Consider the following 25,459-nt stretch of genomic DNA (forward strand, 5'->3'; position numbering starts at 1 on the left):
CCGCAACCGGTCGGCGTGTCGGCCAGAACGGGCAAAGGTTCACGGGTGCGGCACTAGACAACGCGGCAAGGTAGCAGGTGCGCATCAACTGCCGATTGAAGCGGCGTGGCCGGTGGTGATTGCCGCTGATTCTGCCCGAATCGCGCGGAGCAGGGGCACTCTGGCGACGGATGCGAGTCGGTCGGGTGTCCCGAACGCGTTCAGATCATCGCCGGTGTTGGCCAGGAACGTCGCGGCCAGCACGGTGCCGAAGCCGGGCCCTTCCACGGCGCGACGCCGTGTCCGCAGTGCGGCGGCGACGTTGCGGGACGGCTGTCGATGCACGACACGGCTGCGCTTCGATAGGGCGATAGCCTCATTTGGCTCTGCACCCGCGAGCAGCTGCTCGCCCACTGCGACACCCACATACCCACATCCGTCGACGGTCAGGATCGGTCCGAGCGAAATCGCACCACGACTAGTCTGATTTACTCCTTCGATGGCAACCGAACAGTCATTGGAACGTTGGACCAAAACTCTTGATGAAGTGCTGGCACCGATGCAAATGAGCATGCCTTTGCTAAGGAAAATGGAGCGCTTCGCTGCGCCAAGGCAGGCGGAAGGCGCTATCCGAGGACTGACCCAGCCGATACTCGACGCCTGGCAGTCTGATCCACCGCCACCGGGAACGGAAATTTACCGAATCATCAAACCCATTCATCAAGCAGCGCAATCCCTTAACCCTGCCGACGACCGAATCCAACAAGTCAGCGTCTACTACGACGCCGTCACAGCAGCGAAAGAGAAGATCAACGACCTAGATAAGGAAGGGACGTCGATGACCGTCGACGAAATTCTCATCGACATGGAACTCGAACTGAAGCTGTCGGTCCTGGTAGCAAGGATCGGGCACCAGGGCATTATGAGCCTGGTCGATGAGCGACGGGCACTAGCGGGACGCTCTGTGACGACCGGTCACGAACTCCCAATCCATTTCGATTTGCAGGCGATGAAACCTGTTCCCGACAAGTCGACGACGACGATCAGTTTCGCAGCCGTCCTTGCAAAAGCAAACCCGGGCTCCCTAACCCCGGACGAGTTCGTTAGGGGCGATCTGAATGCGGACAAAGCTCCCGTCCTGAAACGCTTCGCTGGCCAGTGGATCGTCTCGTTTTACACCGAATGGGAGGACTTGTTCCGCAAACAACTAGCCTCGGCCCACGGATGCACGGTCGACGACATCAGATCACAGTTCTTCCAAGAACTCGGCCGGATGCGCAACGACTTCGGCCACGGGCGCGGGATATGCCAGAAGTCAGCGAGTAATAAGATCCTGAAATGGTTCGCGCGAGGGGACCAGATGATCCCCAACCACGAGAACTACCAGCAGTTGTTCGACGAGTTCGCGAAGGCCCTCGACGAGCTCAGAGATGCTCCTGTCGCAGCTGCGAAGAAGACAGATCGCCAGCCTGTGCGGGGTAAGGTTCCGCCGACTCTCAACACGGAGTTTGACAGGACTGTGGCTGGGCTGAGCGGGATATCCGTGGATGAGGCACTTGAAGATGCCCTTCGATCATGGATCGACCGCAACACCGCCGACTGACTTTCCATCTGGTTTGCGAGGCTGCGGCGCCAACTTCTCGTCGACGCCGCAGCTACGCCCATCGGTATGAGACTCCTTCGCGACGGCGCATTCCTCAATCAGTCGTACCGATCGGCCCATCTCCTGCATGAGCCCCATTTGGTCATGTAGCTGTTAACGACCGGGTGAGCACCCGCGGTGGGGTGTGCGTGCATGGTTCCAACCAGGAACTCCTGGCGTCGCGAAAAGTTGAAGTTGGTTTCTCTCCACAGTACTTCCAGATTAATTCTCAATAGCTAACTTTTCCTTGGAATACACTTTCCGAATACGGCAGCGCGACGGGCATGTTTAACTTGCACAATTCTTCGCTGCCTCTCGGGAGGGATTCCGATCTTCTCCAGCAATACCAGCTGGAGTAGTGCTTCCGTCACGTAGCAAAGTTGAAACTTGGCATCCTCAGGTATCCCTTCAAATTTTCCGTAGTCGAGATGAGCGAACGCGTTACGTGCGTCACAAATCCATTTGACCCATTGTTCACTGTCAGTCAGAAGTTTCTCAACCGCTTCGTGGTCGGGAATCTTAGCCAGAGCGACTGCACGCCTACGATATGTCCAGTTCTTGGATTTCGCCGTGGCAGGAAAAAGGCCGCGGTGAATTGACTCAATTGCAGATGCCGCGCTGAAAAGCCTACTTTCGTAATACCCCTGAGGTACGAGATCAAGCCCTAAAAGCACGGTAACTCCCAGCTCGGCGGTCTTTCTAACGTCCATCCATCTCTGGAACACCGAGGGAAAGTCGGCATGCGCCAGGGTAAACTGGAACCGAAACTGATCGATACTCTCGTTCTCTTTTGGACTCAAAGACTGACCCACGTATATAACGCACTCCTCCTCGTCACTGTGCGACGATGCCGCCTTTCGAGACCGCATCCGACACGGGTATCCCGAGGCTAGTATCAATAGTTCCTGAAGGGCATGAACAACGTCATCAAAGGCTTCAATTCCTCTCTCGTTTGCTGCGGCCACCTCTGCCACGGTAATAAAATCGATGGTCATTTTTTCTCGGTCGAGATAGCTAACCGTCGTAATATTATTGAATTGACGCACCTGCTGTAGGGTGACCGTAAATTCACCGACATTGACTGATGCAGACGCAGGTGGCGGAAAATCGATTCCCGTCGAATAACTTTTGCCCGTCTCAAATCGAGTGGTTGCAGTTTCAAAATTTGACCAGGTGGTCATATTATCGATCTCGATTGTTATGCTGGTAAATAATGAATCGTTGAAATCCGACATGTGCCGACCCACTACCACCGCGTACGGCCTTAGACTGACATCCGCTGTCATCACCGGACCTGCGTAATTGGTTCCATTTGATATCGACGAAACAAATAAGGTGACACGATTCCCGCTGGCCTCGCCATGAATCACGGGAATTTGCCTTTTCGAATAGATCGAGTAGTCGAATTTCAGCTCACCCGCCAGTCTAAGCGTGGAGTTCTCCGCGTAGTCAATCGTCAGAATCCCTCCTACCCGCTGCTCAGGCCTACTCGCGTCCCACCACGTACCAACATATTCTAAATTCGCCACTCTCCTTTTATACAAGGCATTTCACTTCTTTGGACCAGTCCCAGCCATTTAAGGACCGACACCCTGTTCGCACCACAACACGCTCCTCACCTCCGAGTGCCGCGCCAGCTGCTGCGCAAGCCTCGGTCGCATATCGTCTCAGAGAACGCACCCCGGTCCAGGCTGTCGCCTTCGCCGAGGGAACGAAGACCGACTCGGCACGCAGGCGATGTCCCGCCCTCGTGAGGATGGGGCTGTCGGACCAACGCTGTGGCCGACACCCCGAGCATGCTTGCCCCAGTCGAACACCTGAAAGCGCTGTCGGCGACGCTCGAAAACGAGGCGCCGAGCCACGTGCACCGCTGAGGTCTTCGGCCTCGAGCGACGACTATGGGGCCACCTGGCCCTGCCTGGACTGTAGACGCAGCGAACACTTCCACTCACCCACGAACCGGGTCATCGACGAGTAGATCCCTCCATCTCTACGTATTCGCGCGCCGTGCCGCTTCCATCAAGGCATGCGCCGCGCGGTGCGCACGGGTGGCATCGTCCCGGCCGGTGGGGGTGTGGGTGTAGCTGGATCGGGTTTTCAGGCGGAGCAGAACCTGCAGGTGTTTGGCCAGCGTCGGATCCACCGAGCGGAGAAGCTCCACCGCCTCGGTGTGGTTCTCACCTTGGGCGTGCACACCGAGCCGTGCGCAGCACAACACATCCGACGCGGCGATACCCGCGAGCACCCACGACGTGACCACCGCGTCGCTGACCGTGCCGTCCCCGGTGGCATAGTCCCCCACCTCCGCCAGTTCGAAGAACTCCTCGGCCTTGCGCATGCGTCCGTGCCGCACCGCCTGATCGCAGTTTCTCGTGCGCGCCATCGCCCTATCCCTGCCCGCGCAGCAGGCGCGTGAACTCGCGTGGGGAACCGGCCACCGTCAGACCTTCTCGAAGAACATCTGTCAACACCGGTTCGTCCCTGCCTGATTGCTTGATCTGCGCGGCGGTGAACTGCAGGTCTCGCACGTCGTTGCCGGTCCACCTGTTCACCGCGGTGAGCAGGTCGGATACTTGTTCGTCCCAGATGTCCTCGGCGGCGTCGTCGGGTCGGACCAGAAGCAGGTCGATGTCGCTGTGCACGGTCATCGTCCCGCGGGCCGCGGAGCCGAACACCGCGCCATAGACCGGCTGGATCGCCCACTTCCCCAGTGCCGCTTCCAGTCGTTCCAAGAACTCGTCGAACAACCGGGCCAGGCCCAGGACATGGGGGTAGGCGAGGTGCTCTTCGGCGAGGCGATAGGTGTAGGCGTTGCCGATCCGTGTCGAGCGGACGGTGCCGTGTGCGGTCAGGCGCCGCAGCACCTTACGGATTCCTTCCTCCGAATGCCGGCCGAGCACCCGCTGCACCTGGCCCGGCGTGAACGGCACCTCGGGGGCGCGGGCGAGCACCGCCAGCACATCCCCGTCCAAGGTCGGGGTCACCGTCTGGAACGGCCGAGTCAGATCCATGCTTGCGCCTCACCTCCCACATCACCACTATAGTTGGGCGTCCCGCACAATAGTTGGTGGCGCGTACCGGCACAACCACGTCTTCCCAGACCGACCGACCCGGTTCCGAATGATGCGAGAGGGCCGGACGGGCTGTTCTGCCGGTCCGGCCTGCTGTCGGATGTCTCGCCTCAAGAGTGTTCCGGCGGCGACCAGCAGCTCGATGTCCCTACGGCCTGGGGCGACGCCGTACCCGCGGCGTCGAATAACCGAAGTGTCGAGCCCGACCCTTCTTTCCCGACCGCGGGGGTGCCGCACCCACCTGCTGTGCATCGATGCGTGCTGCAAACCGCCCTCACATGCCTCTCCCGTACCACCCGGACACTGGACCCCAGCGCCAAGGGAGCACACGCCGGGCGATCAAGTGGAAGCTCGCATCGAACGTCTTCGCGATGCCCTTCGACGGCCGCGTCACACCGGGTGGTATCGGGCTGATGTCAAGGCGGATCCACCGTAGTTAGAGACACTCCCGTCCTGACCGGCAACGGGGATGTGGGCACTGTCCGACGAGTTGATCGCCGAGGTCCGTGCCGCACGCATACCGGTCAGCGCGGTCCGGCAGTGGATGTGTAGTCGGAAAACAGCCGGCGGTGGATCGCGTCCGTCATGTTCGGCCCGGGCGCGGGCTGCTCCGCCGTGGGGTCCGGTCGGCGCCGAGGATCGCGCGGGTCACGGCGACGGTCGGATGCGTCGGTGCTGCGATAGTCCATGTGCCATCACGCTTTCTGCTGGGTGAAGGACGCGGGGGAATCAGGGGTCAGCATCGATGATGCCATCCCGCAGCACCGGATCGCCGTCGACCGCGAGGCCGCATCCACCGATCGCCGTCGCCGAACCGCGCAGCGGAGAGCCGTTGCCGCGGGGATGCCGTACGTGGGTACGTGGGCCGCTGCGAGCGGCGAGCAGATCCGGGCCGGCATACTTGCCGCAGCGGCGCGTCTCGGCGTCGATCCCGCAATGCTCGAGATGCAACCGTGCCGGAACGCATCCCCACCTGGCAGGCGGTGCGCGCCGGTCCTCGGCATCGTCGTGACCGTCACCTTGTCGCCATTCCGGGGCGAGAGGTTCCGGGCGGTCGCCGCGCGCAGGTCGGCGCAGACAATGCACGTGCCCGCCGAGCGGTAGCCGCCTCGATGCAGGCAGCCGACACACGGTGGCGTGAGATGCGGCCGACAATCCTGCGGATGGTTCTCGAGCATGCTCACTGCAGCGCCCATGACAGTGATCCCTCGGGTGCCGGATACACGACGGAACACCGAGTTCCGCTACCGCTTACCCGAAGAACAGCATCATCACCGTTCCTCGGAGGTCTTCCGGTGCTCCGCGAGCCACCCCGTGGTCGACCATCGCACCAGAGGCCGACCCTCGCATCGGAGGTCAGCCGGTTCGCCGGGCACCGCCGCCACGCCAAGCGGGGGAACAATGGACTGTGCGGGAGTGGTTTGTGGTCCGGCGGTACGCACCCGACAGCCGCGAACCACTCTCGCCCACCACACGGCACCGAACCGTCCGGGGTCGGTGGGAAACCCTGCGGCGTCCGTGATCCGCGCTCTTTCACCGCAAAGGAACACCAACCGGCTGATGGAATGGTTCACTGCTTCGGGACTTCTATTCCGAGGGCACACATTTCGGCGAGGTCAGCAACGCTGACGTCGCCGAAACCCAGGGTCATCTCACCATCCGCCCCCCGGCAGACCCTCCGCTGGCGTACACCCTGTGACACACCGGCCGAACCGATAGCAGGTGTTGCGCTGGCTACCTGAAATGTCCCTCCGCCTTCGCCTAATCTGCGGTGTCATCGGCTCGATGCGCTCAGTAGCCGGGGACTGCCGCCGATAGTGCGCACGCAGGACGCCGGCGCCGTTCTCACCATGATCGACATCGGGCCAGGGAACCAGACAGGTGCCGCGGTGTCGCCACCGGATCCCCCGAGTCCGAGACGTCACCCGCATTCTCCCGCCCCTATAGCCCATATGGGATATAGGGGCGGGAGCTCGGGGACCGAGAATCCGAGCATCCCCGGACGGCGTCCTTCTTCCAAGGGTTGCCGTTCCCCCGAGGCACACCCCAGGTCCGTCTACCCGGTAGACGATCACTCCGGTGATGTCACTGCGACAGGGGCTGTCGACCGCGCAGAAGGGCTGGGGCAGGACGTAGTACCCGTGCGCAACATCGCCGACGTCAGGGGGCGTGCCGGTCTTTGAGCATCTGACGTACTCTGCGTTCGACGAACAAGGGCACGAATTCTCGGATGGGATGCCCGGCGAAGTCGCCGCGCACCCGGGCAACGAGCCTCCGAATCTCCGGGGCAGGAACCTGCGCGAATTCCCGAGTGAGAGTGTGAACGGCCCGTTCGAGGCCGTGGATTTCCTGATCGACTGGCTGGGCGTTCATGCCACAGTGATCCCCACCCGATCCGAACCCGAATCGAACAGCGGGCAAATCCTGGGTGACCGGACGCGCGACCGGTACCTCCACGACCGCAACTCCCCGTCCGAGCCACGATCTGCCTGACTCGGCGGCACGTGGACGTTCTCTACGCTCTCCTCCACGACAACCGCACCTGGCAACCGAACGTGCCGGTCACCGCAATTGCGGCTTGACAGGATCATTGAGAGTTGTCAAGTCCCGAGTTTTGTTGAGGCTGAGCGTGTGTTCAGTTCTCAGGCCGCAGAAGCGGCCGGCGGTTGTGCGTAGTGGGCGGTCTCGACCTCGGCCGGAGTCCGATAGTCGAGCATGCCATGGACCCGTTCGGTATTGAACCAATGCACCCACTGCGCCGTAGCGGCCTCGACGTCCTCACGACCGGCCCAGGGACCGTCAAGGAAGATCAACTCGGCCTTGTACAGCGAGTTCAGCGCCTCCGCCATCGCGTTGATTCTCCTATAGATCGTCAAGTCGCTCTCAGGCGATGAGCACTTCATGGCTTGAGGCTTGTTCACCCTCGGTGCCGGGGAGTAGGTGGAAGATTTCGCGAGCGAGATAGCGTTTGAGGCAGCGAATGATCTCGCGTTTGGACAGGCCTTCGGAGGTTCGCCGGGTGACGTAGTCGATGGTGGGTTGGTGCCAGCGCATCCGCACAATCACCACGCGATAGCGCGCGGCGTTGGCCTGCCGGTTACCGCCGCGGTAGAGGCGATGCCGGTTGTTGGTCATCCCGGACCCGGCGGGAATCGGGCAGGCACCGCACATCTTGGCGAAGGCGGCTTCGGACTTGATCCGGCCGGGGTTGTCTCCCACGGTGATCAGCATCTGTGCTGCAGTGTCGTAGCCGATCCCGACCGCCTCGACGAGTCGTGGTGCTGCTGCAGCGGTCAACGCTTTCAGTGACGCAGCATGCGCCTTGGCTTCCTCGTGCAGGACCAGCCACCGCTGTGCCATGACGGCGAGGACGTGCCGGCTCGCCGCCTCGGGATCGGTCGGGACGACCACCGCAGGAGCACCGCGGCGGACCGGCGGCCGCGGTGCAGGGGTATCGAGTGCGGCACAGGCGACGACGAGTTGGTGGTCGGTGAGCTTTTCGAGTGTCGAGCGCAGGTCCTCGCCGGCGGTGGCCAGGGTGGCCTTGAGCGTGATCATCGTGGTGGTGCGGGCTTGGACGACACCGTCGTATGCGATTTTGATCAGTCGGATCATCTCGACGGTGCCATCGGCGGTTTTCGGTGTCGCCAGGCCGTGTCCGGCCAGGAGTTGGCGGGCAGCGTGTTCCGCATCGATCGTGTCGTTCTTGCCTGCCAGCCGTCGCTGCGCCGCTCGTGCCGGCCGGGCGATTTCGTGGACCTGGTGGCCGCGGCGCCGGAGGAAGCGGGTAAGTCCGACACCATAGGATCCGGTGCCCTCGATTCCGAAACCGATCAACTGTCCGGTGGGACCGACCAGAGCGAGGCAGAACTCGAGCATCTGCTCGAAACCGGTGGCGGTGGCGGGAACGGTCAGTTCCGCAAGGCGGCCGCCGAATCCGTCGAGAGCGACTGCGACGTGGGTGTTCTTGTGGGTGTCGACGCCGACGATGACATCGTCGCGGCGAAGTTGCATGCTGGACATGGCTGTGGGTCTCCTTCGCGTTCCGAGCGGTCCGATCCACAGCTGCGCTGGCCGGAGTGGGCGGACAGGACTGCGATGAGACCCTGGTCGAGTCAGGCTCTTATCAGGTCACTGCTCACCCGGTCAGCAGCTCGGATCGGGTGTCACCGTCTGGGGCCGACACGTCAACGCAAAGGCACCCGCAGGGCCGATCGTATGAAAGGTCAGACCCCAGACGATGACATGTCCAGGATGCTCGCAGTCATAGGAGTCGCCTTCGATCCGACGGAGGCGACCGCCGCGGCCTGATCCAGGGTCTGGGCGTAGCGCAGCGCTCGGTACTGCACGCCACGGTCGCTGTGATGGACCAATCCGGTGACGTCGCGGCCTGCGCGTCGTCGTGCCCACAGGCCCATCTTCAACGCGTCGAGAGCCAGGTCGGTGTACATCCGCGTCGAGGTCTGCCAACCAACAATCATGCGGGAAAACGCATCCAGGACGAACGCGACATAGACCCACCCGGACTGCGTCCGCACATACGTCAGATCGGCCGCCCACAGCTGGTTCGGCGCAGTGGCCGTGAAGTCTCGTTCGACGAGGTCGCCAGGCCGATCGGTTTCCGGTGCCGGCTTCGTCGTGCGCGGCCATTTTCCGCGCACGGTGCCGCGGACACCGAGTTCGCGGCAGAGCCGCTCGATGGTGCAGCGGGCCACCTCATGGCCCTCCCGGTTCAGTTGGGCGTGGATCTTGCGGATTCCGTAGACCCGCATCCGTGGGTGGGTGTGGATGCGCATGATGTGTTCTTTGAGGACGGCGTCGCGGCGTGCACGGGCGCTGGGTTCTCGACCGATGAAGGCGTAGTAGGTGCCCGGGGCGATCTTGACCTCAGTGTTCTCCGACAGAACGCGACAGATCGGTTCGATCCCCCAGCGGTGTTTGTGTTCGTCGATGAACGCGACGATCACTTCAGTCGGCGGTCGAACTCCGCCTTCGCGAAAAAAGCTGTGGCAGAACGTAATATTTCCATCGACTGCCGCAGTTCACGGTTTTCCTTCTCTAGGCGGCGGATGCGCGCTTCGGCGTCGACGGGCTCGGCCGGGAGTTCGGCGTCTTCGGCTTTGCGTACCCAGGTCCGCAGGGCCTCCTTGTGGACGCCGGTCTGCTCGGCGATCCGGTTGATGGCGCCGGTGCGGGTGTCGGGGTCGCGGCGGGCTTCGACGGCGAGTCGGGTCGCTCGCTCGCGGAGTTCCTGAGGGTATTTGTAGTTCGCCATGGCGAGTCTGGGGTGATCCTTCCGGGATATCTGGCTCACCCTCAATGAAACCAGGGACGATTCAAGTCCTTTCAAGTCACCGGGCTGGGCTTCGCGTGCAGCAGGGGGTCCTCGTCGTACCGGTGTGCGCAACACCGCGGATCGCCACAAGCATCAGAGTCCATCACCTTCAGGGCCGGCGGAATTCGCCGATCCCCTCCTCACCCTCCGCGCATATCTGCTGTCACGTCACGTCGTGCCGCGTGTCGAGGCTGGGCGGTGAGGGGATGCGAATTGTCGCCGGTAGGCGGTCGGTGTGGTCGCGAACGCCGATCCAAAGTTCTGCCGGAAGGTGACAGGACTGGTGAAGCCGCACGCGGAGGCGATGGTGTCGATGTTCCAGTCGGTGGTTTCGAGCAGCACGCGGGCCTCGTGCAGGCGTTGTTCGAGCACCCACCGTGCCGGGGTGGTGCCCGTGGCCTGCTGGAAGTGGCGGACGAAGCTGCGGCGGCTCATCGTGGCGTGTTCGGCGAGGCGGTCGATCGTCAACGGTTCGTCGAGCCGGGCCAGAGCCCAGTCGAGTACCTCCGCGATGGCGGGGTCGGTGGCCGGCCGCGCCAGGGGACGTTCGATGTACTGGGCTTGGCCGCCTTCTCGGTGCGGGGCCACCACGAGCTGGCGGGCGATCCGGATGGCGGCGGCCGAACCGAGGTGCTTGCGCACCAGGTGCAGGCAGGCGTCGATCGCCGATGCGGTCCCTGCCGAGGTGATTACGTCGTCGTGATCGATGTAGAGCACCGAGGAATCGACCCCGCTGCTCGGGTAGCGCTCTGCGAGCAGCGGCATGGCCTCCCAGTGGGTGACGGCGGCGCGGCCGTCGAGCAGCCCGGTCTCGGCAACGGCGAACGCGCCCAGGCACAATCCGGCGACCACCGCGCCGCGGGTGTGGGCTCGGCGCAGCCGATCCTTCAGCACGGAACCGACGGGTGTCGGGGGTTGCGGCCAGGCGGGGACGATGACGATATCGGCCCAGTCGGCGATGTCCGGTCCGGCAATCTCGCCGATCGGATAACCCTCGGCGGTGCGGATCGACCCGGCGTGATCGGACCACAGACGGGTCTGCCATTCGGGGGCAAGGTCGAGACGGCCGATCTCCCCGAACACCATCAGCGGCGCCGCCAGGTGGAACATGGTGATGCCGTCGAAGGCGTAGACCGCGATCCGCATCCCATTCTCCCTTTGGCCCGATCTCATCGAAAGTATGCATACGTGCCGCTCACGGTCAGGGTAACCCCTTCGGAACAATCGAACGGGATGCCGCATCGGCACCCGCACCCCCGTGTTCGAACCTGAGGAGAACAACCGTGACCGCATCGCGCCGCGCCCTGATCGTCGTCGACGTCCAGCAGGAGTACTTCGACGGACCCCTGCAGATCCAGTACCCACCCCGGCAGGAATCACTGACCAACATCAGCGCTGCGATCGATGCCGCTGTGGCTGAAGGTATTCCGGTTGCCGTCGTGCAGCACCGTATGCCCGACGGCGCCCCGGTCTTCATCGAGGGTTCGACCGGGTGGGCGTTGCACCCCGAGATCGAGCGGCGCCTGGATCCGGCCGTCAAGCGGGTGCACAAGCAGTACGCGAGTGTGTTCGCCGACACCGATCTGGCCGAGTGGCTGCGTGCCCGCGGCGTCGACACCGTCACGATCGTCGGGTATATGACCAACAACTGCGATCTCGGAACCGTCGTAGAGGCCGAAGCGCTGGGATTTACCGCCGAGGTGCTCTCCGATGCCACCGGCGCGATTCATCTGGCGAACGAGGCCGGGCAGGTCGACGCCCGATCCGTGCACACCACGTTGATGGTATTGCTGCAGTCGAACTTCGCCGCGGTCACCACGACGGCGCAGTGGGTCGAGGCTCTGCGGTCCGGCGCCTCGCTGCCGAAAAGCAATCTCGTCGAATCCGCCCTCGCCGGACGCGAAGCCACGGCACTCACATGACCCAAGAACGCTGACCGGCCGCAGATTCGCCGCCGCCCACCGGGCACGACTCCCGCGCGCCGGCGTGACGATGGCATGAACGACACGGCACACACTCCCACCCGGATGGGGGGAGCCCGTCGGGACAGCCTCGCGCGCCACGGCCCGTCCCACCACCAGGGAGGCCGGACCGATCGAACAAAAGAAAAGGGGGCGGCCGTACTCGGCAGGGGGATGCGAGTACGACCGCCACCCCCACATACCCACCTTCACTACCGGTCACACATCACACCAACAGGACCGACCAGATCCCCGCCGGGCACCCACAGCACCGGCAGCTCCACCCCGTCCACCACACCGCACAGTCCGCCGGCACCAAAGTGTCCTGTCCGAGCCCCCTGCCGGCAGGACACCCCGGCTCCACCAGTATCGCAAGAACCATCACCGCAGGAACGATTTTCGATCTGCAAGAACGGATCCCCCGACGGGACTCCCCGCGTCCGTGCCGACGCCCCGTGGCCGGTGGACGCCACCTGCAACCGCAGACCCGACCCGCGCCCAGCACACCGGTCGCGGTCCACCACGACACCTCCGGGTGCCGGCAGGACACACATGGGGTCATCTGCATCGTGAACGACGTCGTTCTTCGCTACCGTGCCGACCATGGGCACGCCCCTGCACGCACCTCACCCCTGGCCGGCCATCACAGCGGCCCTACGTGGCTGCGGGCCCCGCCGCGTGGCCATCGCCTACCTCGACACCACCGCCCCCGAGTTGCTGCCGCTGCGCGCCGGGGACCAGTTGATCGTCAACGCCGCCCGCGCGGCCGTCCGCGCACACGCCACCTCCCCCACCGCCCTCGCCCACTTCCTCGAGGCCGGGGTGCAGGTGCTGTCGACTGCGAACCTGCACACCGGTCTGATCGTCACCGCAGAGAAGGTGATCGTCGGCCCCGCCAGCGCCTCCCACAGCTCCACCCTCGCCGACGAAACCCCGCTGATCACCGACGATCCCAACGCCATCACCGCGGCTCACGCGTTCCTCGACCACCTCGACGACACCACCGTGGTCGACGAGGGGTTCCTCGACAGCGCCCTCGTCATCTGGCAGCTCGGGCGCGTCGTACCCCTCGCAGGGATCGGCAGCCGCGCGCGTCTCAAGCACGACTTCCTGCCCACACCCGTACGCCGGATGTTCCTGCGACACCTCGGCGACTACACCCCCACCGAAGACAACGAGACCAGCTCGACGCCACCTGCGCCCGGCAGGGGCGGGCCGGACCCGCGCTACCGAACCCACTGGGTCCGCGAAGACACCCCTGGTCCCGACCGTCGCACCCGCCTCCAGCCCGGCGACGTCGTGATCCGGATCAGCGACGACGACACCCGGCTGGACCCGCCGGCCGTCGTCGATACCGGCCCGCACCGCATTCCCCACACCCACCACGCCCTCGCCTACCGGTTACGCGCCCGCGCCGACCTCGACCCCATCGCCATACCGGACGCCGCGCGCATCCTCACCGACCGCGGTCACTCGAACCAGCGCTTGCACCGCGATCACCGCATCATCTCCGCGAGCCTGCGCGCCGCGGTGCTGGCTCTGTGGAAACTGTGACCCGCATGCCCCGGCGATCGTGCTGACGAACACCCCGCCATTTCTCAACACCAACGCGTCCGCCTGCACAGAAAACCGCCAACGTTCGGCAAATCGGCATCCGGCGCATCGACGTTCGGCACGTCGAGATAGATGTCGTGATTCGGGTCATCCTCGGTGTTGGGCAGACGGTCCGGGCCATACCGCTTCTCGAGCACACGAATACGCTCCGCTTCCTCCTGCGCGCGGCGCTCTTCATCGGCGCGACAGACCCCGGAGGCGCCGGCTCTGGTGTTCCATGCAGCCATCTCCGCCTCCGCGAACGACGAGAGGTACCCAGCGGGAACGGAGGCGAACTCCGGAGTGCTCAGCTGCTCCTCGATCGGTGCCGCAGCTTCGGAATGATCGAGGGGCGGATAGAGCGTCGCGGAACCCCAGCCGATCAACAACTCGTTCACGCTGGTGATCTCCGTGGACGGATGACCCTCCATGCCGTGCATGGCTGCGTACACGACGGCATCCTCCCGCTCCACGGCCCCGTCCACCTCCCACGCAGCCGTGTCCTCACCGAGCACAACCGTATCGACGCCGTACGCAGACCTGTCCGATTCCCCGACCATTTGATGCAGCCGTCCGAACGCCGCGCCCTCTGCGATGGCCGGTCTCTCGATGGTGACGAGCGTGCCCTCAGGAAGAAGAGAGTCGAGCTCATCGGCGTATGCCTCGACCATGTCGCCACACCAGACTGGCACCGAGTACGCGAGAACTACTTCGAAGGGAGCATCGGTGCCGGTATCAACGGAGATGGCAGCGGGCACGCCCGCTGTAGCCGGCGGGATCACCCGCATGACCGATCCCTCGACAACCGGTTGCGTGCTCAGATCGACCTTCGGCGAGTCATCACGGCTCGCAAGGCACCCCCCGGCAACCAACAGAACTACAGTCCCCACCCCGAGCATCGTCCGCTTCATGTGCACCACGCCGATCTTGCCGGTTCGATCGCGAACATGAAGCAAGGGCACGCCCCACCTCTGCGCGCCGAAAAGCACCGTACTCATAACCGACCGCAACTCACGACCGAAAACCAGCCCGAACATCACCCCAGAACGCCGGTAGAGCGCCCGATGGGGGCGCGTCACGTTAGCCCCCGGAAACCGTCAACTAAACAGATATTGCTTGTAACCCTTGGCTGTCGAGAATCCGCACGCGGTCGCCCGGGACGTGTCATCACCACAGCCCAAGGCGCCTCTCAGGCGCGTGGAATACATAAAGCCGGGTGCAGGAAATCCGTCCCACACCCGGCATCGACCGCTCCACAGTCGGACTCCCAGCGGGACGTGTCATCTATGCAGTTCAGAACCCATTTTCGATAATTCCTCGTACGCATCGAGCACCCCGGTCACCACGTCTGCGACGTCACCGAACGCCGGATCGATGGATTCGACGTCCGCCGTAGCAGCAGAGAGCCGACCCATCTGCTCGGCATCGCGGCGCGTACGCAGCGCGCGCAACTCCTCGAGCTCGGCGCGACGCACAGGCGCGGTCAACTCCATGTCCAGCGCCTCGACCCGACCCACCAGAGCAGTCAGACGGTCCGCCCCGGCCCGCAGATGCTCCAAGCACCCGTCCAGAGCAGCGCGAGCCCGCTCGACCTGCTCGCGGTACTCCAACCCACCGGTGCACCGCCGAGCACATGGTGCAGCCGCGTGCCGATCTCGAGATGCCGAGCCAGATCCCACAACGCCGCATCCAAATCCACGTCGGGCAGCCACCCCTGCCGGTACGCGAGAGATTCACCGATGGTGTCGGCCGCGTTGACCGCCCGACGGAAAAGCACCGGCGAACTCCTGCGGCGCAGCAGTCAACGTCTCCCGCGTCACCGCACCATGCCTAACCGCACCCCTACGCGCGAAGCCCAAGACCTGACAACCTGCTACGAATACCGTTGCGCCAGAGGTCAAGATGAAGGTGGCCTCCCACATGGCCGATTCCGATTCGTACCCGCCTGACGCGGTCAGGATGACAGAGAGCATCCCTAATGCCGCCCAGCACAACCCGACGAAAGTCACTGCCGCGCCGATCCCCGCATCGCACGCAGCCCCGTACCGCGCGCGGCCGGCCCGAGAATCACCACATCCTGGAACTTGAGAATGCGCTCGTCGACACTCTTGCGGCGGTTCGTCCGCCACAGCGACGGCGCATTATCGTCCCTGCTGAAATCCATACTTTCCCCTATCCGGCCCGCCCCCGATCCACCGGACACATAACGGTCAACAGGACATCGCTCCCCCCGCCTCAGCCGTAACAGACCCTGCCGACACCGACATCCAGACAAGACCTGCCCACACCGAGACGTGTCGCCTGCCCAGCTCAGAGGCGATTTACCCAATCGCTTACCGGAGCCATCACACGGGTCGGCGGCGGGCCATCACGCACTGCCAGCGAGCCGGCTCGGCCAGGTACACCGATCCATACCCGCCCGTCGACAATCGTGCAGGACCCGACCCTCGGACGAACTTCACGTTGTAGGCAAGCACCACTCAGCTCGTGGCTACCGCCACAAGCTCCCACAAGGCCGGGACGCTCAAACTGTCCGAGCGCCCCGAAAAGCAGCAGTTCAGACAGCGTCCAAACCGGCCCGTAGCAGCCCGTTCTCCGATGCCACTGCGATGATCGAGGGAATCATCTACCGCTATCTACGCGGCATCGCCTGGCGCGACGTGCCCGCGGTGTTCGGGCCGTGGCAGACGATCTGGACCTGGCATCGACGCCTGGCCAGCGACGGCAGCTAGACCGAGTCCTCGAACGCCTACTCACCATCACCGACGCTACCGGGTACTACCTGGTGGTCTCGACCATCGTCCATGCTTATCAGCACGTCACGAACACCGCCCGCCACACAGGGGCCCCATCGAATTACACGAATTCGCGAATCGAACCACCTGACCACGTCGTCGGCCGTTCTTGAGGCGGGCTGTCGACGACATCCGTACGCCAATCCGATCCCCCCTGGTGCGACATCCACGACAGGGCACTGCGGATACACACGTTACTTCGCAACCGTTGCCCACGAATCCCGCGTATTCGATTGCAACGCGACCTATGTGCACGAAAGCCACCTCCATGGGTCCTCGGTCCTGCGCGTGCAGCGCCCGGGGCGCCCTCGCGGGCACGAACTCCGCGTATACCCTCCCACCACCGAGATCCGTCCCGCTCACCGCGAGGATCTGACACGCGAAACTGGTCTGCAAAGTTGAAGAGCCGCTCAAGGTTGCCGGACCTCGTGGACCCTTACCCCACCTTGCGCAACTGCGCGAACTCGGACGCCTACACGACTTCACCTCACATGGATTCGGTACAGCCATGACTGCGGAAGTGCGGAAACGCGTCGAGGCGTGTCAGGTATGACCTCTACGATTCGACCCATCGTAGGTAAGGAGTCGTGAAATGGGCCATCGGACATCAGGTCACAAGCGCGGGTTGATCCGCGACGGAGACCTTATCCCTGACAACCGCCTCAGTCCTGGCGACGAGGACCTGCTCGAACACGATGCGATCGCCCGTAGCGTGGCCGAGATCGCCCTTACCGCACAGACCCCGGCCAATATCGCGTTGTTCGGAGCCTGGGGATCGGGCAAATCCAGCATCTACAGCATGATCACCAAACACCTCGATGACATCGCTCACGGAGAGGTCAAAGTAGCCCGATACGACGCATGGAAGTACGGCGGTCAAGACCTCAAACGAAATTTCATCTATAGCGTGGCCAATGATCTCGGTCAGGGCAAAGATCGTGACTTTTCAGCGGGCCTCGAGCACGAGCAGAGCAAAGCACGACTCGACGTTGTCGGCTGGCTCAAAACCAACCAGAAGTCGTTATGGACCGGACTCGCAGTGGCCCTTGGCATTGCAGTGGTCTGGCTGACGGTCCTTTTACTCGTCTCCGTTCTCGTAGGGCGAAGCGCTTACATCGACGCCGTCAAATCACTGATTCCCCAGGCTGGGACCGTGTTCGGCCTATCGCTCGTCGCTGTTCTCGTCGGCCCACAGGTGTTGCAAGGTGCAGTGGTAACCACAAAGCGGCCGGCGCCCGTCGGCGCCGATCAGTTCGCCACGCGCTTTCACAAACTGGTCGGAAGGGTCCGTTCGGGCCGCGTAACCCGGCTCGTCGTCTTCATCGATGAACTGGACCGCTGCGCACCTGATGACGTGGTTGCAACACTCATCGACCTCAAGACCTTTCTGGACCAGGACGGCTGCACGTTCATCGTGGCCGCAGATCGTGAAGTGATCGCACAATCACTCCGTAAGGTCCCCCAGGCCAAACCGGTACGGGAGGAAGAGCCGTACTACGCCACCCCCGGAGCGTTCCTCGACAAAATATTCCAACATCAGATCGCTCTACCACCCCTGCGGTCACGTGCACTGACCCAATTCGCACACAACCTGGTCCGTGAGCAACACGGCCTCTGGAAACAGCTGCGCGACCGCGGATCCGACACTTTCGAACAGACAATCTTCGCGCTGGTTCCCGTTCATGTCCGTAGCCCACGCCGGATCAAGATTCTCCTCAACAACTTCGCAACCAACGCCCGCATCGCCGAGGCCCGAGGAATCGCCTGGCTCGACCGCGCCCACGAGCTTGCGGTGCTCACCGTTTTACAAACAGAATTTCCCGCAGTGGCCGACGAACTACGCCGCGTCCCGCGCTTACTGGTCTATCTGCGAGGCGAAGAGCGCACCGAAGCAGACGAAGTAAAAGCACTGATACAACGCTTCTCCAACCCAGCCAACGATGAGCCGAACCGAATCGACGACGACAACGATGCCATCGGCCAGGATAAATCCGAGACACCGGCCGGTGCGCTTCTCTCCGACGATGACACAGCCAGCGGCATGCACAAGCTCCGAGACGCAGACCGCACGCTGCGTCATCATCTGAGCATGTACCTGTCGAAGGTACGAGCTGCTGGCCTCGCCGACCCTCGCCCCGACCTGCTGTATCTGCAAAGCGCTGGTAGCGGGGACAGCCTCGGAGATCCTCGACTCGGCGACATCATCGACTTCGCCACCGACACCGCCCCTGATGAAGTGGTCGAAGCATTCACCGGGCAGAACTCGCGCACCTTGGCGATCGCTGTGCCCCTCCTGGTCACCGAAGGTGACAACAGCTACGGGCCCGGTCGCAGATTTGCCTACGAGGCAGCCTGCCGCCTCATCGAACGTATCGACGACGGTGACGATTCGAGTCGGGACATCGTCGTTCGCGAGGCAACCCCCTCCCTGATCGCCGCAAACACGAACCGAGAATTGAGTCCCTCGTCACTGCCCGGTGCTCTGCTCGCCGCATGTTGGGCCGGCCAGACCGGTGTGGTTGCCACGGCACTCGATGACCTCAACTCCGCGGAGATACCGGACGACATCCTCGGGCGGCTGGCACTGCTGTTTCCTTACCTTGACCAGAACGATTCCGAAGCCCTGTCCGCGATGTTCGCGGAGGTATTCGAACAGCGCCCCGAACCCCTGAGAGCCGCGGTGACCACTCTTCCATTAGGCAGCGCCGTGTCCTTGTGGAAAGGAGCTGCATCGAGGGTGCTGGCAGCGGTCAAACGTCTAGAACTACCCTCCACGGAAAGCTCGGACGCTGCCAAACCCGTCTCGGCGGCGCCCCCTGGCGGCACTTCGGCAGAGTCCGAGCCTACAGGTGAGGGTGTGGCTCGGATCGAGGCGCTCATTGCGGCGGTGCGGTCACGACCGGGGCATGAAGAACTCCTGTCAGCGGTGCTGGTTTCAGCCCAATCGGGGTCGTCCTGCCGACCTGTCCGTTCCTGGGTGTTGGACCACGCTGACTCCCTCATCGCCACCATGACCTCACCGGACCGGCGCGCGCGACACGCGCTACTCGGCATGCTCCGACCCCCGCAACTCCATTGGGCAAGGTGGGCCACTTTCCTTCCCGACAATCTCGACCACCCGCCTTCACAGGAACTGGCCTCTCTCGCCACTGAGGTCCTTGTCGATCGTCTCGTGCCAGCAATCGCAGACTCTGACGCAATTGTTCGTACTTCACTGGCCGCCGTGATAGCCCAAGTCCTGGCCTTCACCCAGCCAGGCGACCCTGGCGCTGCACTGGCCGAAGCAATCTCCTCAGTAGCAGCCGACGTGCCGTGGATCGCTGCAAATCCGGATAATGCTGAAGCCGTCCTCGTCTGGGACCGCAAGAAGATAACTGTTGATATCGCCGTTACGCTCGCCGAGCGCGCCGGGGACAGCGTGCTCGAGCCCGTCATCGAAGATCTAGCAGTCGCCGTAGAGGAGTGCACGCTCACCGATACATTCGTGACGGAGTGGCTAGCGCTGGCCACATCACTGCCGCAGCCCGCGGCGCGGACCTTGTCCGATCACCTCGACGAGTACGAATACGCAGACACTGCTAAGACTGCAGCGGTACGGCTGAAACTGGGCCTGCGCCGAGTGTTCGGCGGGGTGGCTCTACCTGCCTCCGACCTCACAAAGCTTCCCAACGATCACATCGACACCTCCATGACCAGTACATGGCTCACACTCGCCCCGACACCAACCGACGTTCGAGCACTTCTGGCCACAGTCCCATTCACCCCTGCAGCATTCGGTACCTACTGCCGCACATTGCCTCTGGATGAGCGAACCGAGATCTGGCTGGCCGTCGAACAGTCCCCCACCCTCGATCAGCTGCTCGGCGCAGCAGGTCAAGGCGGAGTGGGACACCAGGCCGTCGAACGCATCCGAGCCACTGTCGCGGATACGTCACGCCAATCCGCCCGGGTCGCCGCCGTCGCGCGCCTTTTACTGGCGCAGACACCAGACGAGGACGCCGAGTTGCGCAATGTCCGGCGCGCCGCGAGCGAATTCGCCCTCGAACTCCTCGCCCGCGAGACCGCAGGCGATGTACGTACCGCAGCCGAGCTCATATTGTGGGCCGGCGGCCCCGGATACGGACACACCGGCACACTACGCACCGCCTTCACAGACGCACTCACCAAATACAAAGACCCCCTCCCCAAGTCTCACATCACCCAACTCCAGGCCCTCAAACTACTCACCCCGAAGAAGGGACTGATCGACTTATTTTTCGGGCGCTGAGCGGGGACATAGAAAGCCCCATCACCCGTCCCGGTATGCGGAAATTGTCATCACGTTGACTGCCCACGCTCACCTCGCCAGGTAGGCCCCATCGCTTCAGAAAAGCGCGATGCGCGCCTGGTGAGGCACTTTCAGGCCCCAGTCTCACTCAGCGCCGACTCGCTCGGTCAGAATTACGCGGACGTGGGACTGTCAGGTAATCGGTGGATCCGGTTCTGACACATGGGATTAGTTGGTGTTCGGGGTGATGCGTCCTTCGAAGGTGATCGCGAAAGCGTTCAAGGCTCCTTTCCACCGTGATGTCCATCGTGCGCGCCCCTTGCCGGTCGGGTCCAGAGCACGGGTGGCCAGATACAGACACTTGAGTGCGGCCTGCTCGTTGCGGAAATGCCCACGGGCCCGGATCGCCCTCCGGTACCGGGCGTTGAGCGACTCGATCGCGTTCGTCGAACAGATCACCCGGCGAATCTCGGCGTCGTAGTCGAGGAACGGCACGAACTCCGACCAGCTGTTTTCCCACATCCGGACGATCGCCGGATAGCGCGGTCCCCATTTGCCGGCGAACTCGCCGAACCGCTCCTTTGCCGCCGCCTCGGTCGGAGCGGTGTAGACCGGCCGCAGATCCCGGGACATCTCGTCCCAATTCTGTCGGGCGGCATACCGGAAGGTGTTGCGCAGCAGATGGATCAGGCAGGTCTGCACCACCGTCGGTGGCCACACGGTGGTGATCGCCTCGGGAAGACCCTTGAGGCCGTCGCAGACGGCGATACACACGTCCTCGACACCGCGGTTCTTGATCTCCGTGAGCACCGCCAACCAGAACTTCGCGCCCTCACCGCCGTCGCCGGCCCACAAACCCAGGATGTCACGTTCACCGGCGGTGGTGACCCCCACGGCGACGTAGACGGGCCGGTTGGCGACCTGCCCATCACGGATCTTGACGTGGATCGCATCGATGAACAACACCGGATACACCAGGTCGAGCGGCCGGGCCGACCATTCGGCCATCTCGGCGAGCACCTTGTCGGTGATCTTGCTGATGGTCTCTTTCGACACCGTCGCGCCGTAGACGTCGTCGAAATGCGCAGCGATCTCACCGGTGGTCAGGCCCTTCGCCGACAGCGACAAGATGATCTCGTCGACTCCGGTCAAACGCCGCTGACGTTTCTTGACGATCTGCGGGTCGAAGGAAGCTTCGGTGTCTCGCGGGACCTGGATCTGCACCGGGCCGATCTCGGTCAGCACGGTCTTGGTGCGCCGCCCGTTACGCGAGTTACCGCTGTTTCTGCCCTCTACCTGGTGTTTTTCATAGCCGAGGTGCTCGTCCATCTCCGCTTCGAGGGCGGTTTCGAGCACCGTGGCGGTGAGCTGGTTGAGCAGTCCGTTCGGGCCGACCAGCTCGACACCGTCGGCTTTGGACTGGGCGAGCAGTTGCTGCGCCAGCTGCTGGGGATCGATCTTCGGCTGATCCATGGGATCGAGTGTTTCGGTCATGATGGTGCCTTCTCGCCAAGCAAGCTCGGCGTGTCGGCCAAAGCCGGATCAACCGTTATCCCGACAGTCCCGCGGACGTGAGATGTCGGTTCGAACGGAGTGCAATGGACCTGAACGATCCTGAATACACGCTGACGTGGCCTCGTGAGGTCTTCGTCGCCGAAGCCACCGGCATGATGAAGACCGAGCGAGAGCGTCATTCCTTCCATGCCTACTACGCGCTTCTCCTCAAGGAGGCCTTTTCGGGCAGTGCGCCCGCCACGGAGCACTCCGCACTGAAGGGGATGTTGGACTGGGCCGGGGACACTGGCGGTACATGGCCGCGCAGCCTCGAGTCCGAGATGGACAGCGTCCCCGTCGTATCCGAGTTGGTGCCGTGCTGACGAACTTAGAGCATGTCTCTTATGGCCTAGATCGTTTGTGCGGCATAATGCACCGTCGTGGTCGATGCGTTGTCTTCCCGGCTGGTACCGGATGCGTTGTGGGAGATCGTCGAACCGTTGCTGCCCGGATTCCGGGCGCGGCCGCAGGGCGGCGGCCTGGCGGCGATCGATGATCGGGCCGTGTTCACCGCGATCGTCTACGTGCTCACCAGCGGGTGTGCGTGGCGGCACCTGCCGCCGTCGTTCGGGGTCAGCGTTCCGACCGCACACCGCCGCTTCACCGCCTGGGTTCGGGCCGGGGTGTTCGACGAACTCCACCGCAGGGTCCTCGATCGGCTCGGCGCCGGTGGGGACCTGGACTGGTCCGCCGCGATCCTGGACGCAGCGCACGTCCGGGCGAAAAGGGGGGCTCTCTGACCGGTCCCAGCCCGGTCGATCGCGGCAAGAACGGCTCGAAGATCCACATCCTCTCCGACGCCGACGGCATTCCCCTCGTCACGGCGGTGACCTCGGCAAACACCCACGACAGTGTCATGCTGCAGCCGATGGTCACTGCGATTCCCGCGGTGCGATCGCGTCGTGGTCCGCGCCGCTGCCGGCCCGGCCGGTTGCGGGCGGACAAGGGTTACGACTATCCCCTACACCGCCGGTGGCTGCGGGCACGGGGCATCGTTCCGCGGATCGCGCGTCGCGGCGTCGACAGCAGCGAACGCCTCGGCCGTTACCGATGGAAGATCGAACGCACCCTGGCGTGGCTGAGCGGCTATCGCCGGCTGACGATGCGCTACGAACGTCACGGTGAGAACTTCGCTTCCTTTCTCCAACTCGCTGCCGCGCTGACCTGCTTCAAGAAACTGACCAAATGAGACATGCTCTTAGAACGAACCCCAGCTACGCGGCGACCGTATTTCTCGCGCCGAAATTCCTCTTCGCAATTCGAAGACAGCATTCGACCGATGAGCCCGACTGGGCCGCGGCCAAGGGCCGGTTCAGCACCTTCGTTGCGCGCTGGCGAGTGTCCGGATACTTCGGCGAGACGTACCCAAACGGTTGTGTCGATATCGATGACGAGCTCGAAGCTGACCTTGTCGAGAAGCTCACAGAGCTGTACGGGCAGCAGCCGCCACCACTGACCTACCCCGAGACCGACAGATGGAGTGACGACGAGTTCTGCGACTTGGTCGAGCTGCTCCACGATCTCGCCGCGCGCCCCCGTAACCGCTACTACCACGAGTATTCGCAGTGCGGGTACCACTACTCCGACCACACACTCCGCACGGGCCAGATGCTGTACCGGATCCGCGTCAACGAACTGTTGGCCGCGACCAACCTCCCCTTCCGATTGGCCACCGAAGGAGAAGACATCGGCCGGCTCGTCACGATCACCGATGCCGCTCGCGCCGACCTTCTCGTTCGAGCAGTAGAGCAACCCACACGCCAGCTGACCGATCAGGTCAGCCATGCCATCGCCCTGTATCGGTCCCGTCAGTCGACCCGCGAGGACAAAGTGTCGGCGATCCGAGAGCTGATGGCGGTCCTCGAACCCGATCGTTACACCGTGCTCAAGGGCACCTCGGCGGAGAAGGACAACGAGAGTTTGTTCCAGATCGCGAACAGGTACGCCATCCGGCACAACAAGGACAGCGAACTGCGCGACTACAGCATCGTCTTCCTCGACTGGATGTTCTGGACTGCGCTGGCGATGGTCCAACTCTGCAAGGAACTGAAAGCCTCGGACAGGCCTACCTCTGTCGGCGAGGAGTGTTGAACGGGTGAGCTGCTCGACGTCTGATCCCGCATCTTTCGTGGGACTATGCCCGCCGTCACGAAGGATGCCTCGATGAATGCCGTCTCCATTAGGAAAACCTCGGCCGGATCCCGACGGATCACTGCTGTCACTCGACAGGCCATCATCGATCTCGTGACGCTCGAGCCCGACTATTTCTGGCTCGGCAAACTTGATGAAGTCGCGTTCCTGGGCGCCCTGTACGACCTGAAGGCGCTTCCCAGCACGGACTCTCGGTTCAAGGATGCAGCCGGTGACATCTGGCAGCACTGCGTGAACAACTACGACTGGGACGACAGTTGGGTCTTCTCCGACCCCCGATTCGATCTCCTCAATGGCTCCGACGAGGAGTTTCTACGTTTCATCGTCCGTACCGTGCATCCGCTCGTGCGACGCGATGACGTCGCAGAGCGCATGGTGGTAGATCTCAATACAGCGCTCGCTCCCGACAAGTACGAGTTGTACCCGGAGGGAGACATCAGCGGACGAAAGATCTACACCTGGCGGCGGATGGATGGTTTCCACGGTGATCGGCCGTCTGCCCTCACCGTCGACCGAGCAATCCTCGGGGACCGGACAACCCTCGACCGACACCTCCGGCGGATCGAACCCAACATCAGCGCGGACCCCGAAGCAGCGATCGGTTCGTGCAAAGAGCTTGTCGAATCCGTCTTCTTCCAAATCCTCGACGCTCACGGCGTGGCCCATAAGCGCAACGATGACCTGCCAACGCTCTACAAGGCCGTAAATAAGGCTCTCGATCTCGCCGGTAGCTCTGTCGATGCCGACCCCGGCGCGAGTACGGCAGTCAATGGTCTTCTCCGGGCTCTCGCAGGTTCGGTTCAAAGCCTCGGGGAACTTCGCAACAGAGCCGGCACCGGGCACGGACGAGCAACGTCCAGCACCGCCGGCCGCCCCCATGCCCGCCTCGCCCTCAACTCAGCCGTTGCCATCACCGAGTTCCTATTCGACATATGGGAAACACGTTGACACACTGACACTGTCGCCGAAATGGAACAGCCGTATCGAACAGCGGACAGCTACTGGAAGCGGCAAGCCTAGCTGGCTATAGGTCCTGTCAATCCTTCGTGGTGACGTGCGGTAGCGCCGTCCGAGCGGCGGACGTGGTGAGATAGCGCGGTGTGACCGGAGG

The 25,459-nt window shown here is 63.3% G+C and carries 24 protein-coding genes, 1 pseudogene and 1 other annotated feature; of the genes and pseudogenes, 9 read left to right on the forward strand and 16 right to left on the reverse strand.

Annotated elements, in window-relative coordinates:
• Positions 1-258 (reverse strand): annotated as a pseudogene (locus tag ACLBYD_RS27710) (transposase); the annotation flags it as partial.
• 220 nt (positions 259-478) lie between these two features.
• Here ACLBYD_RS27710 and ACLBYD_RS27715 point away from each other — a divergent pair.
• Positions 479-1,582, forward strand: coding sequence for a hypothetical protein (locus ACLBYD_RS27715; RefSeq protein WP_447818958.1), 1,104 nt, complete (start codon positions 479-481; stop codon positions 1,580-1,582).
• Between the two features lie 275 nt (positions 1,583-1,857).
• Here ACLBYD_RS27715 and ACLBYD_RS27720 read toward each other — a convergent pair whose 3' ends face one another.
• The 10 genes from ACLBYD_RS27720 to ACLBYD_RS27765 all read right to left on the reverse strand — a co-directional run bounded on the left by ACLBYD_RS27720 (position 1,858) and on the right by ACLBYD_RS27765 (position 11,173).
• Positions 1,858-3,150 (reverse strand): ApeA N-terminal domain 1-containing protein, encoded by a 1,293-nt coding sequence (locus ACLBYD_RS27720; RefSeq protein WP_447818959.1) that lies wholly within the window; start codon positions 3,148-3,150, stop codon positions 1,858-1,860.
• A 461-nt stretch (positions 3,151-3,611) separates the two neighbouring features.
• Positions 3,612-4,004: a hypothetical protein gene (locus tag ACLBYD_RS27725; protein ID WP_447818960.1), complete on the reverse strand. Its 393-nt coding sequence runs from the start codon at positions 4,002-4,004 to the stop codon at positions 3,612-3,614.
• A 4-nt stretch (positions 4,005-4,008) separates the two neighbouring features.
• Positions 4,009-4,632, reverse strand: a complete 624-nt coding sequence (locus tag ACLBYD_RS27730) for a nucleotidyltransferase domain-containing protein (RefSeq protein ID WP_447818961.1) — start codon at positions 4,630-4,632, stop codon at positions 4,009-4,011.
• A gap of 789 nt (positions 4,633-5,421) precedes the next feature.
• The gene (locus ACLBYD_RS27735; protein WP_447818962.1) at positions 5,422-5,643 is read right to left on the reverse strand and encodes a hypothetical protein; all 222 of its coding nucleotides are present in this window, start codon (positions 5,641-5,643) and stop codon (positions 5,422-5,424) included.
• Positions 5,644-6,852: 1,209 nt separating this feature from the next.
• Entirely contained in the window at positions 6,853-7,065 is a 213-nt protein-coding gene (locus ACLBYD_RS27740) for a three-helix bundle dimerization domain-containing protein (RefSeq protein ID WP_447818963.1), read from the reverse strand.
• Between the two features lie 269 nt (positions 7,066-7,334).
• Positions 7,335-7,541 (reverse strand): integrase core domain-containing protein, encoded by a 207-nt coding sequence (locus tag ACLBYD_RS27745; RefSeq protein WP_420917843.1) that lies wholly within the window; start codon positions 7,539-7,541, stop codon positions 7,335-7,337.
• 34 nt (positions 7,542-7,575) lie between these two features.
• Positions 7,576-8,715, reverse strand: a complete 1,140-nt coding sequence (locus ACLBYD_RS27750) for an IS110 family transposase (protein WP_447818964.1) — start codon at positions 8,713-8,715, stop codon at positions 7,576-7,578.
• Between the two features lie 203 nt (positions 8,716-8,918).
• Positions 8,919-9,659 (reverse strand): IS3 family transposase, encoded by a 741-nt coding sequence (locus ACLBYD_RS27755; RefSeq protein ID WP_447818965.1) that lies wholly within the window; start codon positions 9,657-9,659, stop codon positions 8,919-8,921.
• Positions 9,564-9,698, reverse strand: a sequence feature (AL1L pseudoknot). It overlaps the preceding gene by 96 nt.
• Entirely contained in the window at positions 9,656-9,967 is a 312-nt protein-coding gene (locus ACLBYD_RS27760; RefSeq protein WP_229583235.1) for a transposase, read from the reverse strand. (Overlaps the previous feature by 43 nt.) The genes ACLBYD_RS27755 and ACLBYD_RS27760 overlap by 4 nt, the downstream gene beginning before the upstream one ends.
• 228 nt (positions 9,968-10,195) lie before the next feature.
• On the reverse strand, positions 10,196-11,173 hold the full coding sequence (locus ACLBYD_RS27765) for a GlxA family transcriptional regulator (RefSeq protein WP_447818966.1): 978 nt from the start codon (positions 11,171-11,173) through the stop codon (positions 10,196-10,198).
• Between the two features lie 137 nt (positions 11,174-11,310).
• Between ACLBYD_RS27765 and ACLBYD_RS27770 the strand changes: the two genes are divergently transcribed.
• Together ACLBYD_RS27770 and ACLBYD_RS27775 are read left to right on the forward strand one after the other, a co-directional pair.
• Positions 11,311-11,949 (forward strand): cysteine hydrolase family protein, encoded by a 639-nt coding sequence (locus ACLBYD_RS27770; protein WP_447818967.1) that lies wholly within the window; start codon positions 11,311-11,313, stop codon positions 11,947-11,949.
• A 642-nt stretch (positions 11,950-12,591) separates the two neighbouring features.
• Positions 12,592-13,542, forward strand: a complete 951-nt coding sequence (locus ACLBYD_RS27775; RefSeq protein WP_447818968.1) for a phosphatidylserine/phosphatidylglycerophosphate/cardiolipin synthase family protein — start codon at positions 12,592-12,594, stop codon at positions 13,540-13,542.
• A gap of 44 nt (positions 13,543-13,586) precedes the next feature.
• On the opposite strand, the gene ACLBYD_RS27780 is transcribed toward ACLBYD_RS27775, so the two are convergent.
• The 4 genes from ACLBYD_RS27780 to ACLBYD_RS27795 all read right to left on the reverse strand — a co-directional run bounded on the left by ACLBYD_RS27780 (position 13,587) and on the right by ACLBYD_RS27795 (position 15,745).
• Positions 13,587-14,660, reverse strand: coding sequence for a hypothetical protein (locus ACLBYD_RS27780; protein ID WP_447818969.1), 1,074 nt, complete (start codon positions 14,658-14,660; stop codon positions 13,587-13,589).
• Positions 14,661-14,861: 201 nt separating this feature from the next.
• Entirely contained in the window at positions 14,862-15,074 is a 213-nt protein-coding gene (locus ACLBYD_RS27785; RefSeq protein WP_447818970.1) for a hypothetical protein, read from the reverse strand.
• A gap of 32 nt (positions 15,075-15,106) precedes the next feature.
• Positions 15,107-15,358 carry a hypothetical protein gene (locus ACLBYD_RS27790; protein WP_447818971.1) on the reverse strand — a complete coding sequence of 84 codons (252 nt, stop codon included), beginning with the start codon at positions 15,356-15,358 and terminating at the stop codon, positions 15,107-15,109.
• Positions 15,359-15,586: 228 nt separating this feature from the next.
• Entirely contained in the window at positions 15,587-15,745 is a 159-nt protein-coding gene (locus tag ACLBYD_RS27795) for a hypothetical protein (RefSeq protein ID WP_447818972.1), read from the reverse strand.
• 130 nt (positions 15,746-15,875) lie between these two features.
• On the opposite strand from ACLBYD_RS27795, the gene ACLBYD_RS27800 reads away from it, so the two are divergent.
• Together ACLBYD_RS27800 and ACLBYD_RS27805 are read left to right on the forward strand one after the other, a co-directional pair.
• Complete coding sequence (locus tag ACLBYD_RS27800; protein WP_447818973.1) at positions 15,876-16,313, forward strand: transposase; 438 nt, start codon at positions 15,876-15,878, stop codon at positions 16,311-16,313.
• A 655-nt stretch (positions 16,314-16,968) separates the two neighbouring features.
• Positions 16,969-20,643 carry a P-loop NTPase fold protein gene (locus ACLBYD_RS27805; RefSeq protein WP_447818974.1) on the forward strand — a complete coding sequence of 1,225 codons (3,675 nt, stop codon included), beginning with the start codon at positions 16,969-16,971 and terminating at the stop codon, positions 20,641-20,643.
• A 228-nt stretch (positions 20,644-20,871) separates the two neighbouring features.
• Here the strand turns inward: ACLBYD_RS27805 and ACLBYD_RS27810 are convergent, their stop codons facing one another.
• Positions 20,872-22,137, reverse strand: a complete 1,266-nt coding sequence (locus ACLBYD_RS27810; protein WP_447818975.1) for an IS256 family transposase — start codon at positions 22,135-22,137, stop codon at positions 20,872-20,874.
• A 104-nt stretch (positions 22,138-22,241) separates the two neighbouring features.
• Between ACLBYD_RS27810 and ACLBYD_RS27815 the strand changes: the two genes are divergently transcribed.
• The 4 genes from ACLBYD_RS27815 (at position 22,242) to ACLBYD_RS27830 (ending at position 25,296) form a co-directional block, all read left to right on the forward strand.
• The gene (locus tag ACLBYD_RS27815) at positions 22,242-22,520 is read left to right on the forward strand and encodes a hypothetical protein (protein ID WP_447818976.1); all 279 of its coding nucleotides are present in this window, start codon (positions 22,242-22,244) and stop codon (positions 22,518-22,520) included.
• A gap of 57 nt (positions 22,521-22,577) precedes the next feature.
• Positions 22,578-23,386 (forward strand): IS5 family transposase gene (locus ACLBYD_RS27820; RefSeq protein ID WP_447818977.1). Its coding sequence is split into 2 segments (ribosomal slippage): positions 22,578-22,925 and positions 22,928-23,386, totalling 807 coding nucleotides; the frame shifts between segments, so codons are not numbered across the junction.
• The gene (locus ACLBYD_RS27825; protein WP_447818978.1) at positions 23,383-24,288 is read left to right on the forward strand and encodes a hypothetical protein; all 906 of its coding nucleotides are present in this window, start codon (positions 23,383-23,385) and stop codon (positions 24,286-24,288) included. The genes ACLBYD_RS27820 and ACLBYD_RS27825 overlap by 4 nt, the downstream gene beginning before the upstream one ends.
• Before the next feature lie 72 nt (positions 24,289-24,360).
• Positions 24,361-25,296 carry an abortive infection family protein gene (locus tag ACLBYD_RS27830; protein WP_447818979.1) on the forward strand — a complete coding sequence of 312 codons (936 nt, stop codon included), beginning with the start codon at positions 24,361-24,363 and terminating at the stop codon, positions 25,294-25,296.
• Positions 25,297-25,459: the final 163 nt, after the last annotated feature.

Source organism: Rhodococcus sp. C26F, from assembly GCF_053345925.1.

Coding starts and splice junctions, on each gene's coding strand:
- ACLBYD_RS27750 (WP_447818964.1), bottom strand. CDS start 8,715: ATGTCCAGCATGCAACTTCGCCGCGACGATGTCATCGTCGGCGTCGAC.
- ACLBYD_RS27725 (WP_447818960.1), bottom strand. CDS start 4,004: ATGGCGCGCACGAGAAACTGCGATCAGGCGGTGCGGCACGGACGCATG.
- ACLBYD_RS27715 (WP_447818958.1), top strand. CDS start 479: ATGGCAACCGAACAGTCATTGGAACGTTGGACCAAAACTCTTGATGAA.
- ACLBYD_RS27765 (WP_447818966.1), bottom strand. CDS start 11,173: ATGCGGATCGCGGTCTACGCCTTCGACGGCATCACCATGTTCCACCTG.
- ACLBYD_RS27805 (WP_447818974.1), top strand. CDS start 16,969: ATGGGCCATCGGACATCAGGTCACAAGCGCGGGTTGATCCGCGACGGA.
- ACLBYD_RS27775 (WP_447818968.1), top strand. CDS start 12,592: ATGGGCACGCCCCTGCACGCACCTCACCCCTGGCCGGCCATCACAGCG.
- ACLBYD_RS27740 (WP_447818963.1), bottom strand. CDS start 7,065: ATGAACGCCCAGCCAGTCGATCAGGAAATCCACGGCCTCGAACGGGCC.
- ACLBYD_RS27830 (WP_447818979.1), top strand. CDS start 24,361: ATGAATGCCGTCTCCATTAGGAAAACCTCGGCCGGATCCCGACGGATC.
- ACLBYD_RS27745 (WP_420917843.1), bottom strand. CDS start 7,541: ATGGCGGAGGCGCTGAACTCGCTGTACAAGGCCGAGTTGATCTTCCTT.
- ACLBYD_RS27795 (WP_447818972.1), bottom strand. CDS start 15,745: ATGGATTTCAGCAGGGACGATAATGCGCCGTCGCTGTGGCGGACGAAC.
- ACLBYD_RS27825 (WP_447818978.1), top strand. CDS start 23,383: ATGAGACATGCTCTTAGAACGAACCCCAGCTACGCGGCGACCGTATTT.
- ACLBYD_RS27815 (WP_447818976.1), top strand. CDS start 22,242: ATGGACCTGAACGATCCTGAATACACGCTGACGTGGCCTCGTGAGGTC.
- ACLBYD_RS27730 (WP_447818961.1), bottom strand. CDS start 4,632: ATGGATCTGACTCGGCCGTTCCAGACGGTGACCCCGACCTTGGACGGG.
- ACLBYD_RS27785 (WP_447818970.1), bottom strand. CDS start 15,074: ATGGAGTTGACCGCGCCTGTGCGTCGCGCCGAGCTCGAGGAGTTGCGC.
- ACLBYD_RS27760 (WP_229583235.1), bottom strand. CDS start 9,967: ATGGCGAACTACAAATACCCTCAGGAACTCCGCGAGCGAGCGACCCGA.
- ACLBYD_RS27810 (WP_447818975.1), bottom strand. CDS start 22,137: ATGACCGAAACACTCGATCCCATGGATCAGCCGAAGATCGATCCCCAG.